The 13,988-nt window shown below is 66.5% G+C and carries 16 protein-coding genes; 5 read left to right on the top strand and 11 right to left on the bottom strand.

What is annotated here, in order from left to right; all coding sequences use genetic code 11:
• Nucleotides 1–44: 44 nt before the first annotated feature.
• On the top strand, nucleotides 45–371 hold the full coding sequence (locus tag A5712_RS22560; RefSeq protein WP_082973598.1) for a hypothetical protein: 327 nt from the start codon (nucleotides 45–47) through the stop codon (nucleotides 369–371).
• A 57-nt stretch (nucleotides 372–428) separates the two neighbouring features.
• Here A5712_RS22560 and A5712_RS22555 read toward each other — a convergent pair whose 3' ends face one another.
• From A5712_RS22555 to A5712_RS22525, 7 genes are all read right to left on the bottom strand, one after another.
• Nucleotides 429–1,619 carry an acyl-CoA dehydrogenase family protein gene (locus A5712_RS22555; RefSeq protein WP_068110016.1) on the bottom strand — a complete coding sequence of 397 codons (1,191 nt, stop codon included), beginning with the start codon at nucleotides 1,617–1,619 and terminating at the stop codon, nucleotides 429–431.
• A gap of 27 nt (nucleotides 1,620–1,646) precedes the next feature.
• Nucleotides 1,647–2,705: an acyl-CoA dehydrogenase family protein gene (locus A5712_RS22550; protein ID WP_068110013.1), complete on the bottom strand. Its 1,059-nt coding sequence runs from the start codon at nucleotides 2,703–2,705 to the stop codon at nucleotides 1,647–1,649.
• Nucleotide 2,706: 1 nt separating this feature from the next.
• Nucleotides 2,707–3,537 (bottom strand): amidohydrolase family protein, encoded by an 831-nt coding sequence (locus A5712_RS22545; protein WP_068110011.1) that lies wholly within the window; start codon nucleotides 3,535–3,537, stop codon nucleotides 2,707–2,709.
• Nucleotides 3,534–5,153, bottom strand: coding sequence for an acyl-CoA synthetase (locus A5712_RS22540; RefSeq protein ID WP_068110008.1), 1,620 nt, complete (start codon nucleotides 5,151–5,153; stop codon nucleotides 3,534–3,536). Before A5712_RS22540 ends, A5712_RS22545 begins: the two co-directional genes overlap by 4 nt.
• A 22-nt stretch (nucleotides 5,154–5,175) precedes the next feature.
• Entirely contained in the window at nucleotides 5,176–6,378 is a 1,203-nt protein-coding gene (locus tag A5712_RS22535; RefSeq protein ID WP_068110131.1) for an amidohydrolase family protein, read from the bottom strand.
• Nucleotides 6,379–6,409: 31 nt separating this feature from the next.
• Nucleotides 6,410–7,264 carry an enoyl-CoA hydratase gene (locus A5712_RS22530; protein ID WP_068110128.1) on the bottom strand — a complete coding sequence of 285 codons (855 nt, stop codon included), beginning with the start codon at nucleotides 7,262–7,264 and terminating at the stop codon, nucleotides 6,410–6,412.
• A 205-nt stretch (nucleotides 7,265–7,469) separates the two neighbouring features.
• The gene (locus tag A5712_RS22525) at nucleotides 7,470–7,742 is read right to left on the bottom strand and encodes a GlsB/YeaQ/YmgE family stress response membrane protein (RefSeq protein ID WP_068110005.1); all 273 of its coding nucleotides are present in this window, start codon (nucleotides 7,740–7,742) and stop codon (nucleotides 7,470–7,472) included.
• Nucleotides 7,743–7,846: 104 nt separating this feature from the next.
• Here A5712_RS22525 and A5712_RS31005 point away from each other — a divergent pair, with 104 nt between their 5' ends.
• Entirely contained in the window at nucleotides 7,847–8,059 is a 213-nt protein-coding gene (locus A5712_RS31005) for a hypothetical protein (protein WP_156766723.1), read from the top strand.
• Nucleotides 8,060–8,154: 95 nt separating this feature from the next.
• The gene (locus A5712_RS22520) at nucleotides 8,155–8,394 is read left to right on the top strand and encodes a CsbD family protein (protein ID WP_068110003.1); all 240 of its coding nucleotides are present in this window, start codon (nucleotides 8,155–8,157) and stop codon (nucleotides 8,392–8,394) included.
• A gap of 81 nt (nucleotides 8,395–8,475) precedes the next feature.
• Here A5712_RS22520 and A5712_RS22515 read toward each other — a convergent pair whose 3' ends face one another.
• Entirely contained in the window at nucleotides 8,476–9,483 is a 1,008-nt protein-coding gene (locus tag A5712_RS22515; protein ID WP_068110000.1) for a dihydrodipicolinate synthase family protein, read from the bottom strand.
• Between the two features lie 34 nt (nucleotides 9,484–9,517).
• Nucleotides 9,518–10,315, bottom strand: coding sequence for an SDR family NAD(P)-dependent oxidoreductase (locus A5712_RS22510; RefSeq protein WP_068109997.1), 798 nt, complete (start codon nucleotides 10,313–10,315; stop codon nucleotides 9,518–9,520).
• Nucleotides 10,316–10,454: 139 nt separating this feature from the next.
• Here A5712_RS22510 and A5712_RS22505 point away from each other — a divergent pair, with 139 nt between their 5' ends.
• Nucleotides 10,455–11,261 carry a TetR/AcrR family transcriptional regulator gene (locus tag A5712_RS22505; RefSeq protein ID WP_068109993.1) on the top strand — a complete coding sequence of 269 codons (807 nt, stop codon included), beginning with the start codon at nucleotides 10,455–10,457 and terminating at the stop codon, nucleotides 11,259–11,261.
• A gap of 181 nt (nucleotides 11,262–11,442) precedes the next feature.
• Here the strand turns inward: A5712_RS22505 and A5712_RS22500 are convergent, their stop codons facing one another.
• Both A5712_RS22500 and A5712_RS22495 read right to left on the bottom strand, forming a co-directional pair.
• Nucleotides 11,443–12,348, bottom strand: coding sequence for an enoyl-CoA hydratase/isomerase family protein (locus A5712_RS22500; RefSeq protein WP_068109990.1), 906 nt, complete (start codon nucleotides 12,346–12,348; stop codon nucleotides 11,443–11,445).
• Nucleotides 12,345–13,028 carry a hypothetical protein gene (locus A5712_RS22495; RefSeq protein WP_068109987.1) on the bottom strand — a complete coding sequence of 228 codons (684 nt, stop codon included), beginning with the start codon at nucleotides 13,026–13,028 and terminating at the stop codon, nucleotides 12,345–12,347. Before A5712_RS22495 ends, A5712_RS22500 begins: the two co-directional genes overlap by 4 nt.
• 130 nt (nucleotides 13,029–13,158) lie before the next feature.
• Between A5712_RS22495 and A5712_RS22490 the strand changes: the two genes are divergently transcribed.
• The gene (locus A5712_RS22490) at nucleotides 13,159–13,980 is read left to right on the top strand and encodes an enoyl-CoA hydratase/isomerase family protein (protein ID WP_068109984.1); all 822 of its coding nucleotides are present in this window, start codon (nucleotides 13,159–13,161) and stop codon (nucleotides 13,978–13,980) included.
• The last annotated feature ends 8 nt before the right edge of the window (nucleotides 13,981–13,988 follow it).

Raw genomic sequence — 13,988 nt, 5'->3', positions numbered from 1 at the left:
CCAGAACGCGCCCACGTACAGATCGGAACTAAGGGAAATCCCTGATGACGCCGCAGTTGCATCCCGGTAGCTTTACCGGGATGAGTCAACGCGCCGACTGCAGGGGTTACTACCTCGTGGAGTGGTACCGTCCCGGGCTCGACCAAGACGAGATTGACCGCATCGCCGCGAGGCTCGATCAATCCACCCAGTCGATAACGGCAGACGGTGCGTCGGTGCGGCGGGTGATGACGATGGCGGTTCCCGCGGGCGAGTGGATGTTCGGCGTCTTCGAAGCCGATTCCGCGCACGCCGTTGAGCTCGTTTGCCGGCACGCGGGAATGGAACCGCAGCAGCTCAACGCCGCGCTCGAAGCGGCGCCGAACGGGTAAGGGCTGCGACGACAAGCCGACGGCGGTCGCCCTGATTGCACCTTGGCGCCGTTTGGCTCAGGTTTTTTGAAGCGGCGGCGAATAATTCGGCTTGCCCAAGCCGAGCGTGTATTGGCCGATCATGTTGCGGAACACCTCGAGCGTGCCGCCGTAGATGCCCACCAGGGGGGCGAACCGGTAGGCGTATTCGGCGCTGCCGTCGTCGGCGGCGCCGTCGGTACCGAACGGCAGGGTCGACGCGGCCCCGAGGATGTCCATCAGATCGGGAGAGATGTCGCGCATGGTCTGTGCGATGGCGACCCGCCCGTAGATGCTCGGGGACGACAGCGCGATTTCCAACCGGGCCGCGCACCGGCCAAGGCGGTACGCGACGGATTTGTCGTCGATCAGCCGGCACCCGTCCGGGCCTGGCCGCGCCACGCGGGCGGCGGCCTTGTCGACGGCCTCCGACATGAATCCCGCCTGGTGCATCATGATCGAGGTGTCCTGCAGCCCGTCCGGCGCCGCCGCAACCGCGCCGTGCTCGACGTTGAGCGGCTCGCGCAGCACGGTCCAGCCGGCGTTCACGTCACCCAGCCGGTACTTGTCGTCGACGCGGACGTCGCTGTAGTAGACGATGTTGGTGCGGTCGCCGTCTACCGTGCGGATGCCCTGGATGTCGATGCCCGGCGAGTCGAGCGGAACCAGAAACATGGTCAGGCTCTTGTGTTTCGGCGCGTCGGGGGCGGTGTTGGTGATCAGAAACACGTACTGGCAGTTGTGCGCGCCGGTGGTGAACATCTTGGAGCCGTTGATAATCCACGCATCACCGTCGCGCACGGCGCGGGTCTTGCAGGTGGCGACGTCGGAGCCGCCCTCGGGCTCGGTGTAGCCAAGGCACAGCCGGACCTCGCCGCTGAAGACCTTCGGCAGCACCTCGTCACGCAGTTCGGCCGAACCGAACTTCGCCACCGAGCGCGCCACCATCGCGGTGGTGCCCCACGTCACCCAGGGCACGTGCACCCGCCGCTTCTCCAGCTCCCAGATGCGGCGCCGCACCCGGCTGAACCCGCCCTCGGATTCCGGCTTCCACTCGGCCTCCAAATAGCCTGCGGCGCCGAACTTCAGGTGCAGGCCCTCGTCGAAGTTGTCGCCCGTCTCGCGGTCGCGGCGCCGCACCTCTTCGGTCATGTGGGTGCTCAAGAAGTTCCGCGCTTCCGCACGGAAGGCCTGATCTTCCTCGGACAGCTCGACTCGGGAGAAGTCCATCGTCGTTCGCTCCTGTCTTAAGGCGATCTAGGCGGGCTGTGGTGTGCTCTCGCGGGCCGTCACGATCTCGGCGACGCGCAGGGCGGTAGCGCCGGGATCGCCGCCGGCCAGCGGCCATCCCCGGGCGCGCACCAGATACGCCGTGGCCGCGGCTTCGGAGGAAACCCCAAGGCCGCCTTGGATGTGCACCGCCATCGTCGCCGCCTTGGCGGCCTCCTCCGCCATGAAGACGAACGCCGACGGCGCCAGCTCGGGCCGCTCGTCGGGTTCGTTGTCCAGGAACCAGGCGGCCCGGCGGGCGAGGTTGCGGCCACCCTGAACGGTGATGGCCATGTTCGCGAGCGGGTGCGAGATGGCCTGCAGCGTCGAGATCGGCACGCCCAGCGTGTAGCGGGTCTTGGCGAATTCCGCGGCGATGGTCATCGTCTCCTCGACCAGGCCGACCAACGCCGCCGCGGTCAACAGCCGCCATTCATCGAGGGCGCGTTGGTAATTCGCCACCGCGTCCGGGCCCTCGCCGATGACGGTGCGGGTGTCCGCGGCGGCCGGGTCCACCCAGGCCATCGGCAACCGGCCGATGTTGTCGACCTTGGTCGGCCGGGTGCCGAACGTCAGCCGCACCACCTGGTCGCCCTCACGCACGACGATGTGGTCGGCGATCGAGCCCGTCGGAATCAGCCGGGCACCCGGCGGACCGTCGAGGCGGGCATCGAGCCCAGCGAGCTGTTCACCATCGGCCACTCCGGCGGTGTCGGAGTTCAGCCCGCCCAGGCGCCCGAGCAGCCGCGCCGCACACACGCTGTCGATCCACGGGACCGGCGCCAGCGAGCGGCCGATCTCCTCGGCGACCAGGGTGAGATCGACCAGCGTCGCACCGTCGCCACCACAGGACTCCGGCAGTGCCATCGTGGTCGCGCCCATGGCGCACAGCCGTTCCCACAGGTTCTTGTCGAACCCGGACGCTTCCGCGGCACGCACCGTTTCGATGGAGCACTGGGTCTTGAAGAACTGCTTGTACGCATTCTGCAGAGCCACGTGGTCCTCGGACAGGCTGTAATCGAGTCTGCGCAGTTCGAAGCGGTCCATGTCAACGTTCCTTCCCGAAGAAAAACTCCTGCGCGTTGTTGTAGAGGTAGTTGTCGAGCACCTCGGGGGGCAGGTCGAGCGCGCGGGCTTCCGGTAACACCCGGCGCATGCGCAGCACCGGCCAGTCCGACGCGTAGATCACCTTGTTCGGGCCGCGGGTCCGCATGTAGTGCAGCAGGGATTCCGGCAGCCGCTTGGGAGACCACGCCGATGTCATCAGGCGCAGGTTGGCGTACTTGAGCAGCAACCGGATCGCGACGTCCCACCACGGGTCGGCGCCGTGGATCATGCACAGCTTCAGCTCGGGAAAACGCACGCACACCCGGTCCAGGTGCATGGGATGTTGGACCTCTCCCGGAATCGGTGGGCCCGGGATGCCGGTGTTGATGCACAGCGGGAGGTCCAGCTCCGCGCATTTCGCGTACAGCGGGTAGTAGACGGCGTCGCTGGGCGGATACTGCCCGTCGCCCCAAAAGCTCGGTCCCACAACCGCATACGCCACCGGTAGATCGCTCACGACGGCGGTGAGCTCGCGCAGGGACCGGACCGGCCGCAGCAGGTTGGCCCCACCCATCGCCAGGGCGAACCGGTCCGGCTTGGCTTCGATGAACTTGCGCGCCGTGGTGGACGGGCTGGCCAGCGAATCCATCAGGATCGCCCGCTGCACTCCCTGTTCGTCCATCTCGTCGAGCAGCTCGGACAGGTCGACGGGCGCGAACATCGACTCCGGCCCCTTGAAGTAGTCGTCGCGGACCTTGAGCATCCAGGTGGGTTGGGAGTCCGCCTCACCAAAGTGCACGTTGACGAGGCAGTCAATCGCCTTGGTGTTCATGGCACCTTCTCTTCAGCTTGCTCTCGGGCCCACCGGTAGTTGGGCTTGCCGTTGCCCAGACGCTGAATCTGCTCGACGAAGATGAACGCCTTGGGCGCCTTGAAATGTGCCAGTTGCGCCGTGCAGAAGGTATAGAGGTCACGCCCGTCGGCGCTCAGGTCGGCGCCCGGGTGTTGCGCGACGAGCGCGACGACTTCCTGGCCCCACCGCTCGCTGGGCCGTCCCACCACGAGGGCGTCGGCGATGCCCGGATGTGCGCGCAGCACTTCCTCGACCTCTTCGACGAAGACCTTTTCGCCGCCGGTGTTGATCACCAGCGAGTCACGCCCGAAAAGGCGTATGGTGCCGTCCTTTTCGATGGATGCGCGGTCGCCCGGTATCACCACCCGCCGGCCCTCGATCCGGGGGAAGGTGCGCCGGGTGGCCTCAGCGTCGTCGAAGTAGCCCAGCGGAATCCGTCCCGTCCTGGCGGCCCACCCGATCTCGTGGTCACCGGGACGCAGAAACCTGGTGCGATCGGCGGAGACGACGGTGGCGCCTTCCCGGGGTGCGAAGGTCTCGCTCGCGGTGCCGTTGTGGCTATGACCGAAGGCCATGTTGCCGCTCTCCGAGGATCCGTAGCCTTCGATGATGGTGATGTGCGGAATGCATTCCATCAGCGCGCGTTTGTATTTCGCGTTGGTGGCGGCCCCGCCGGTGCCGATGGCGTTCAGCGCGGACAAGTCGTAGCGGTGGGCGCGCAGTTCGGCGATCAGCGGCCCGGCGTACGCGTCGCCGACCATCGTCATCATGCCTACCTTTTCGCGCTCGGCGGTTTCCCACACGGACCGGACGTCGAGCTTATTGCGGTCGTCATAGAGCACGACCGTCAGGCCCGCACACAGCGCGGCGAACGCGGTCCACATGCCGGCAGCGTGCATCAGCGGCGAGACGGCGAACCAGGGCGGCCCGCCGCCGCGCACCTTGTCATGAATCTCGGTGACGCTCGCGTGGTCGGCCCCCACCATCGACGACACGTACATGTCGCTTTGGCGCCACAGGACGCCCTTGGGGCGTCCGGTCGTTCCGCCGGTACACATCATGATCAGGTCGTCGGGCGACCCAGCGGGGCGAAAGCCGGTGGCGCCGGCTGCCAGCGCGTCGTCCAGCGACACGGCGCCCGGCAATTCCGGGGCGCCGCTGCCGTCGTCGATGGACACCAGCAGCTCCGTCCCCTCCGGGGGGAGCACGTCGGCGAACCGCGCGCCGAGGGCGCGGTGATAGATGATCGCCCTGGGACGGACATAGGCCAGCAGGTCGGCGATTTCGCGCGGCGAGTAGTGGTGGTTCACGTTGACCGGGACGGTGCGCGCCTTGAGGCATCCGATCACCATGTCGGGGTACAGGTCGTTGTACATGATGAGCGCGACCCGGTCCTGGCCGCATTCCCACGGCTCGAGCGTCTCGCGCTCGGCGTAGGCCCCGAATCCCTTGCCGCTGAGGTAATTCGCCAGACCATCGGTGCGCCGGGCGGATTCGGCAAACGTGCTGCGGCGGTCTCCGCAGACGGTCATCAAACGGTCGGGGATGACGTCGGCGATGGCGTCAAGAACCGCGCCTACGGTCCATTCGCTCACTAGCGTAACCAGCCTCGAATGATCAAGCGGACGACCCGACCTGGACACCGAGGAGATCTAGAGCGTTGTCCCGCATGATTTTCCGAACATCCGAGTCGCTGAATCCGACGAGCTCTTCGGCGAACGATAGCGGCGACTCGAGGCCTTCACCGTGCGGCCAGTCGGAACCGAACAGGATTTTGTCGACGCCGATGACCTTGGCCAGCTCCGTCAGGTCGTCCTCGTAGTACGGCGCGATCCACACGTTGTTGCGCAGCTGCTCCACCGGATCTTCGGGGAAATTGCGCGGATAGTTGTTGGCCGCCTTCTTCAGGCGCTTGACCAGCCGGTGCACGAAGTAGGAGCCGTTCTCGATGCTGACCGCGCGAAGCTTGGGATGCCGGGTGAACACGCCGTGCACGATCATCGACGCCATGGTGTCGTGGATGGCGCGGTCGTCCAGGAGCACCGTATCCAGTGGATCCTTTTCGCCGAACCCCTCGAAGGTTCCCTTGCCGCCCCACTGCGCCGCGATGTGCAGGTATCCGCTGTCGCTGAGGTGAAACCCGACCGGAACCCCCGCCTCGGCCAGCCGCGCCCACACCGGGTCGTGGCTGCGATCGCCCAGCGACCTCGGCTTGACGACGCCGGGCACCGGCGCCGGCCGCACCAGGACCAGCTTGGCGCCGCGCGCCAACACGAACTCCAGCTCGTCGACGGCGCCGGCCGGGTCGGCCAGCGAGATGATCGGCGCGGCGATGATGCGGTGGTCGGGCCGGTCGAAACCCCAATCCTCGTCCAGCCACAGGTTGAACGCGTGCACCGACGCCATCGTCGCGTCGATGTCCCCCTTGAGCGCCTCCTCCACGCCGCAGCCGAACGTCGGCAGCATGAAAACCGTTTCGATGTCCTGGGTGTCCATCACCGCAACGCGCGCTTCGCGGTTCTGGTACTCCGGGTGTTCGGCGAGCCGCTCGACCTTCATCAGCGACGCCGGGTCGACGCCTTCCGGAATCTCACCACGGAACAACAGGTCGAGGCAGCCCGGCACGATGATCGGGTCGAAGGTGGGATTGGGAACGAAATGGTTGACGCGGCCGCCGATTACGGCCAGGGTGCGCTTGCCCTGAGTGACCATCTGCACGCCGCGGTGCTTGAATGCCTTGTCCAAGTGACGGGTAAAGGCATCCAGCGGTTCGTAATAGTGGTTGTCGACGTCGATCGCCTTGTAATCCAAGTGGGCCATGATCATCCTTTCCCGGTACCACCGGCGAAATTCAAGCGTCGGTTGGGGCGAGGTTCCCCAACAAGGGCGGGAATTGCGGCGGCCGCTTCTCCAGGAAGCTGGTGATCCCCTCGATGACGTCCGGGCGCGGCATCGCCTCGCGCAGCAGGACCTCGGCCCGTGACGTGGCGTCGGCGACGTCGCGAGTGGCGTCGCCGTATACCTGCCGTTTGATCACCGCCATCGAAGCCGGCGAGCAATTCCGAGCGATGTCCTCCGCGTATTCCAGGGCGCGGCTCAGCAGATTTTCGGGCGCGACGACTTCTTTGACGAGCCCAAGCTCGGCCGCCTCCTCGGCGAGGAAGGTGCGCCCGCTCAACAACAGGTCGAGGGCGACGCCCCAGGTCGTCAGGCGCGGAAGTATCCAGGAGATGCCGAATTCGGCGATCAGGCCGCGGCGCGCGAACACCGCGCCGAACTTGGCGCCCGCGGCCGCGAACCGGACGTCGCACATGAGCGCCTGCGTCAGGCCGATGCCGACGCAGGCTCCGTTGATGGCCGCGATGACAGGCTTGCGCAGTGTGGTCACGAAATGGGGTGGGCGCTCGCCGACCAGCTCGGCCAGGTCGGTCTGACCAGCCTTCTCCATCTTCTCGCCGTAGCTGGACGCCGAACTCGGCGCGCCCAGATAGGCGCCAGCGCAGAAACCCTTGCCCCGGCCGGTCACTACGATCACCCGGACGTCGGGATCCTGTTCGGCTCGGTCGATCCCGGCGTAGAAGCCGGCGGCGATGTCCGGGCCCCAGGCGTTCAGGCGATCCGGGCGGTTGAAGGTCAGGATCGCGACGCCGCTCGCCGTGGCCTCGTAGAGCACCGCGTCTTCGGAGGCGCCGTCACTGCCGGACATCTGCCGCGGCACCTCCTCACGCTTGCCAACCGGATCCCCACCGACTTTGTACGCATACTGTATACCTATCGGTAGCGCATTCCACAACTGCGTCCCCGGCCGGCGGCAGCACGGTCCAGCAGCGATTTTGCCGCTGCTGAACCGCTAACCGCGCGATGGTCGAAGGTGCTTGGCGATCTTCGGTTTCCGGTCATCCGGCTGTCGCCTAACGGGCCGCCCGTCGCCCGGTGATGAGCTTGACGATCGCCAGCAAGAGCACCGCGCCGAGCAGACACGTGAGGAACGAGAAGAACAGGCCTCCCCCGGCGACGTCCACGCCGAAGCCGCGCAGCAGGAACCCCCCGATCAAGCCGCCCACGACGCCGACCACGATATTGAGGATCAGCCCCATCTGGGCGTCGGTCCCCATGATTTTGCTGCCGACCCAACCGGCCAGTCCCCCGATGACTATCCAGCCGATCACACCGAGAGTGAGCATTCCGCAATCCCTTCGGTAGGCGAGCCCTTCGGTAGGCGAGTAGCCATCACCCTATGCCGGTTGCGGGCGTTTGAAACGGCGATCTGGCGGGTTATCGATGACTGGTGAAGACACTGTTGACAGCGCTCGTTCATCGCCTCCGCCAAGCCCGCGGAGTGTTGCTGCGGGCCCAGTTGGCGCTGACGGGCGCCCAGATCCTGTTCTGGGTGACGCTGATCGGTGCTCCGGTCGGTCTTGCGCTGCGGGCCCGACAGCGCCGGATGCGACGTGAGTTGCCGCGGGCGGGCGATGCGGTCGTACCGCCGCAGGTCAACTGAGGTTGTGGCGTGTGCCACGTTGTGATCACGTTTGCGGTGACCGGGCAACCGGGAACGCTCCAGCCAAGCCATCCATCAACGGGAGGGAGATGCAAATGGTTGACAGCAAGAGCGGTCCCATCGAGCTGGTCCGGGGCGTCATCGAGGACGTTTTCGGAAAGGCCAAGGAATTCATCGGCACGATCCTCGGCCGGGATGACCTGATCAACGAGGGTGAGGCCCAGCAGGACAAGGCCGAAGCGCAGCGCAACGCGGGGAAGAAGGAAGCCGCGGCCGAGAAGGCTCGCGCCAAGGCCAAGGCCGCCGAATCGCGCGAGCGCGCTGAGCAGAACTAAATAGCGCGCAGAAGGAGCGGGCCCGGTTTCCGACCGGGCCCGTTTCTCGTCGTAATCGGTTGCGCTGTAACGGCGCGGCGGCTATGCCGCGATGAGCCCCAGCCGCCGGTAGGCGTTTTCGATCTGGGTCTTCGCCTCGCTCGGCAACTGCGCCTGTGGGGGCCGGGAGTGGGGATAGTCGCCTATCGGTAGACCCAGCAGTGCGGCGGCGTACTTGAATGCACCACCCCAGTGGGTGAAGTAATCCGACCGGCCCGGGTAGCAGGTCCACCACGATCCGATGTCGAGGTCGAACTGGTCCATCCCGGACTCTCGCCCGTAGTCCATCGCCTCGAGGAGCTTGTCGCTGCACACCAAATCCCAGTACTCGGAAAACAGACGCCGCTGCGGGGTCTCGAACAGGTAACCGGCCGTGCCCAATTGCGCCGGGCAGACGATGCCGGCCCGCAGCCACCCCGCGCGGTACACGGTCCGATCGCATTCCCAGACCGCCAGGCCGGGCGCCAACTCGTGCAGCCGCCGGCTCGCCTCCGGGCGGAACGCGCCCTCCTTGGTGGCGCACACGGCGGGCACCTCGTCGTAAATCCGCGCGCTTTCGGCCGGAGTCAGCACGTAGCCGGAGGACGGGGAGTTGAACATGCCCAATGCGATATCGGTGCGCGCGGCAACGTACTTGAAGAACCTCAGTACGCCCTCGCCGCCGTGGGCCTCCATCATCGGCGTTTGGATGTAGGCGATGTCGGCGCCCACCTCTTGGGCGTGCCGTGTCAGCTCCAGACAGTCCTTCGCCGACATCGCCGCGGTGCAGGCCTGGATGACGACATGGGGGTTCAGGCCGCGCGCCTCCTCGATCGCCACCTCCAGCAACCGCTTGCGCTCCTCGAGGGTCAGTGACCAGAACTCCGCGATCCCGCTGGTGCACCACAACATCGGGTGCCCAAGGTCGCCGACGCAGTAGCGGACCAATGTCCGGTAGGCGTCCCAGTCGATGTCGTCACCGTCGGTGCCGCAGAACGGCGTGTAGAGGGAGTCGCCGATTCCCCGCAACGCCCCGCGCGCCCAAACACGCGCCTCGCCAGCCGTCGCCATCGTCCACTCCTTCTGTCGGCCAAACGATTTGGAGTCAGGTGAAGTCCGATCCACCGTCGACGTTGATGTTCGCTCCGGTCATGTAAGAGTTGCGCCGCGACGCCAGGAACGCGGCGACGGGGCCGATCTCCTCCGGTAGGCCCGCCCGGGGCATTTGCGCCGGATGCCCGAAATGCTCGGCGATGGCGTCCATCAGCGCATAGGGGTCGGTGCCGTCGACGCCGACGGACTTCGCCCAGCCGACCAGGGACTCGGAGGCGATGCTGCCCGGCGACACCACGTTGACCAGAATCTCGTCCTTGGCCAACAGCAGCGAGAGGTTCTTCGAGACGCTGGTCAACATCGACTTGGCCGCCGTGTAGGCCGGCAGCATGACGCTTTGCCGCTGAGTCGAGTGCGCCGAGAAGTTGACGATCCGCGCCCATTGGGCCTTGCGCAGCAGCGGAAGTGCCGAACGAACACAGCGCACCATGCCCATGACGCCATCTTCGACGGCCTGGTGCCATTGTTCGTCGCTGAGATCCTCGAAACTGCCTGCCGCGCCGGGCCCTACGGTGTTGATCAGCACGTTGAGTTCGCCGTCCCACCGCTCGGCGAGTTCGGCGAACACCTTGTCGACGGCGCCGGCGTCAGCGATGTCGGCGTCGAGCCCGACCGCATCCGGGCTGCCGCGACCGGTCAAGTCCGTCACCGCGGAATCGAGCGCCGCACGGCTGCGGCCGACCAGCGCCACCCGGGCACCCTCGTCGGCCAGGCAGCGGGCCGTGGCCAGACCCATGCCGCGACTTCCTCCGACCACCACCGCGGTGGCATTCGTCAGCCCTAGATCCATGTGTCCAGCCGTTTTACCAAAAAGCCTACGATAGGTATTACAGTAGCAGATGGAAAACTCGACGACACGCCCGCGTATGCGCAGGTCAGAGAGGAACCGCCGGTAGATTCCACCTTACCGGTGGCACGGCTAGATCGTGATGGAGGTGCCCGTAGTGGCAAAGCAGGCAACCGCTGATAAGCGTCAACGGCGCGAGCGTGGGTCCATCAATCCCGACGACATCATCAGCGGCGCATTCGAACTCGCGGAGCAAGTGTCGATAGACAACCTGAGCATGCCACTGCTCGGCAAACATCTAGGCGTGGGCGTCACCAGCATCTACTGGTACTTCCGCAAGAAGGACGATCTGCTCAACGCGATGACGGACCGCGCCCTCAGCAAGTACGTCTTCGCCACCCCCTACGTCGAGGCCAGCGACTGGCGCGAGACGCTACGCAACCATGCCCGCCTGATGCGTAAGACGTTCATGGGCAATCCAATTCTGTGCGACCTGATTCTGATTCGCGCCGCCCTCAGTCCGAAGGCCGCGCGGTTGGGCGCGCAGGAGATGGAGCGCGCGATAGCCAACCTGGTCGAGGCCGGCCTGTCACCCGAGGATGCCTTCGACACCTACTCCGCCGTTTCGGTTCACGTCCGTGGCTCGGTGGTGCTGCATCGGCTGTACGAGAAGAACCAGACCCCGGACAGCGGGCCGCGCGCCATCGAGGACGCCGTGGCCATCGATCCCGCCACCACGCCGCTGATCGCACAGGTGACCGGGCAGGGACACCGCATCGGGGCGCCCGACGAAACGAATTTCGAATTCGGCCTGGACTGCATCCTCGACCACGCGGCCAGCCTGATCGAAAAGGGGGCTAAAGGCGGCAAGTCCGCGCCGTCGGGGCAACGCAAGGCGACCAAGTCGCCCGCCCAGCGGGGGCGGAGCAAGGCGGCCGCGACGGGGTAACTGCCCGCCAGGTCACATCGGCCACACGCGTCGCTAGCGAAGGCAGAAGGGTTTGTGCCCGCCTCATAGCGACAAGTCGATCAGCTGCAAACGATGCGCCCGCGTTGTCGCTCGGAGGCGGGCAAACTGTCGATCCCCCTTCTGCTGAAGCTCTGGTGGCAGAAGCGAATTGACGCGGCGGCTACCCTTGTGTTTCCGGCGGCTCCGGCACGTGGAAATGCTCGTCACGTAGCCGGAAGGCTTCCTTCGCGCCGTGCTCCGCTCGCGTTTTGACGAAGTTGAACTCGCCCGGCGCGAATTGCAAGTTGGTGCCGTAGGCGTGAAACAGGTAGCTCGCGACTTCTTCGCCCTGGTATGCCTGGCTCTGCTCGACGAGGCGGAACGCCTCCTTGGCGATGACGACCCCGTCGGCGGGCATCTTCGCCGCCTTCTCTGCCCAGTAGCGAGCCCGCGCCGTCACCGCGCCGGGATCGCAAGTGTCGGTGAAGATTCCGAGGTGCTCGATCTCGGCGGCCTCGATGATGTCACCCGTCAGCAGCAGCCGCCGCGCCAGCACCGGCCCCAGCCGGTGGAAGAACATGTGCAGGCTGCCCAGGGCAGGGCCGAGGAAGCGGGTGGCCGGCATGCCGATCTTCGTGTCGCGCGCGATGACGGAGATGTCGGTCATCAGCGCCATCTCGAAGCCGCCGCCGAGCGCGTAGCCGGCAATCTCCCCCACCGTCACCTTTGGGAAGCCCATGAAGTTGTGGTAGAAGCCAAAGGACTTGCGGTCCACGGTGAGTCGCCGGCGCTGACTGGGACGACGCCTGGCCGACGCGTCATCGGACGCCTTGGCCTTGCCGCCGTACCAGCCGTAGGCGTTGTTCATGTCGGCCCCGGTGGAAAAGACTCCCTCGGCTCCGCGCAACAGCACCACGGTGAGGTCGTCGTCCTCCGCCACTCGGTCCAGGCAGCGGGCGATGGCCTCGCGCATCGTCGCGTCGTAGGAGTTGCGCTGCTTGGGGTTGTTCAGCGTGATCGTCGCGATGCGCCGCTCGGGGTCAACGTCGAAGAGCACACGATCGTCCGAAACGCTGGAGCCGCTCATCTGCCAGACTCCTTTCGCCGCCTGCCGAATTTGAAGCCGGTCAGCTCCTCGGGCCGCGACGCCAACGTCTTGACCTCGCCCATACACAGCACCTCGTCTTCGAGCAGCAGGCGCGCCGTCGACTCGATGCCCCGTTCGACCGGTGAGCGAACGATGTCGAAGCGCAGGTAGGTCAGCACGGGCGTCGGCCGGCGGAAGGTGACAAGCAGCGACCGGGTCTTGCCGGAAAGGCCGGTGACGCAATTGTGGTGCTGGATCACGCTGTCGAAGAACACGGCGATGAAGCCGCCGTGCACCAGCCCCGGTGGCCCCTCGTAGACGAGCGGGAAGCACACCACCCCGGCGGCCTTCTCGGCATCGAGCTCGTCGAATCGGTACTCGGGAAAGCATGGGTTGTAGGCACCGATGTCGGTGGCATGGTTGAGGTATACGCGCCGGGGGTCGTCGGCAACCTCGCCGATTCGCGGTGCGCTGTCCGTCGGGGCCGCGGCGGCCAACTCGCCTTCCCACTCGGCGAACTTCGCGAGCATCGCGTCGACGGTGGGGTGCGGGTGCTCCAGCGACAACAGCAGCGAGCTGAGGCGCCGCATGGCGCCGGCCGCCGCGACCGTTTGGGCCAGCGGTGCCTCGCCGAATTTCGCGTCGCCGGCGTAGGGCGAAGCGGTGGTGCCGTCGGCCATGCTGCCCTTATCCACGGGTTTCGCCCCGCTCTGTTCCGTCGTTAGGGTTTCCTTGCTAACTTATACCTCGTATCAATCGTATTGCCTACTGTATGGGTAACCGTATCGGCGGAGAAAGGCCGGGTAGACGGTGAGTCATGGGGCCGACGCGGCCGAGGCCGAGGGATCGGTCGACGCGTGCCGGGATGGCGCGGTCCTGCGGGTCACCTTGAATCGCCCGGCGCGGCGTAACGCCTTGACCCACTTGATGATCGGTCAGTTGGTCGGCGCGCTGACCGATGCGGCCGCCGACGATTCGTTGCGCGCGATCCACATCCGCGGCGCGGGAGAAGACTTCTGCGCCGGCGCCGACTGGGTGGCCGCCAATGAGCCCGGCGGCCAACGTCCCCGCGCGGGTGATCTGGTGCGGCGGATCCCGCACGCCGCCCACCGGGTCATCGAACTCGTCGCGAGCGTTCAGCTGCCGGTGGTCTGCAGCGTGCGGGGATGGGCGGTGGGGTTCGGCTGCAACCTCGCACTGGCCGCCGACTTCACCGTCGCCGCCGCCGACGCGGTGTTGTGGGAACCGTTCGTGGACCGCGGTTTCAGCCCGGACTCGGGCTCCACCTGGCTGCTGCCCCGCCTGGTCGGGCTGGCACGGGCCAGGCGGATGCTGCTGCTGGGCGAGAAGGTCAACGCGACCGACGCGGCCGCCTGGGGGCTGATCCACCAGGCGGTGAGCGGGCCCGAACTCGACGACACCGCCGGGAAACTGGTGGAGCGGCTGGCCTCGGGACCGACGGCCGCGATCGGGCTGGCCAAGCAGGCCCTGAACTTCGGTCAGCACGCGACGTTGAGTCAATCGCTGACGCAGGAGCTGTTCAATCTGGAAGTCTCGTGTCGGACAGGCGATTTCAAAGAGGGGCTGGAGGCGTTTCGGCAACGGCGGGCGCCAAAGTTCCAGGGCAGATGAGGGAGCGC

Origin of the sequence: Mycobacterium sp. E2327, from assembly GCF_001672675.1 — a bacterium.
Classification (GTDB): domain Bacteria; phylum Actinomycetota; class Actinomycetes; order Mycobacteriales; family Mycobacteriaceae; genus Mycobacterium.
This window is presented reverse-complemented; position numbering and strand designations above follow the sequence as displayed.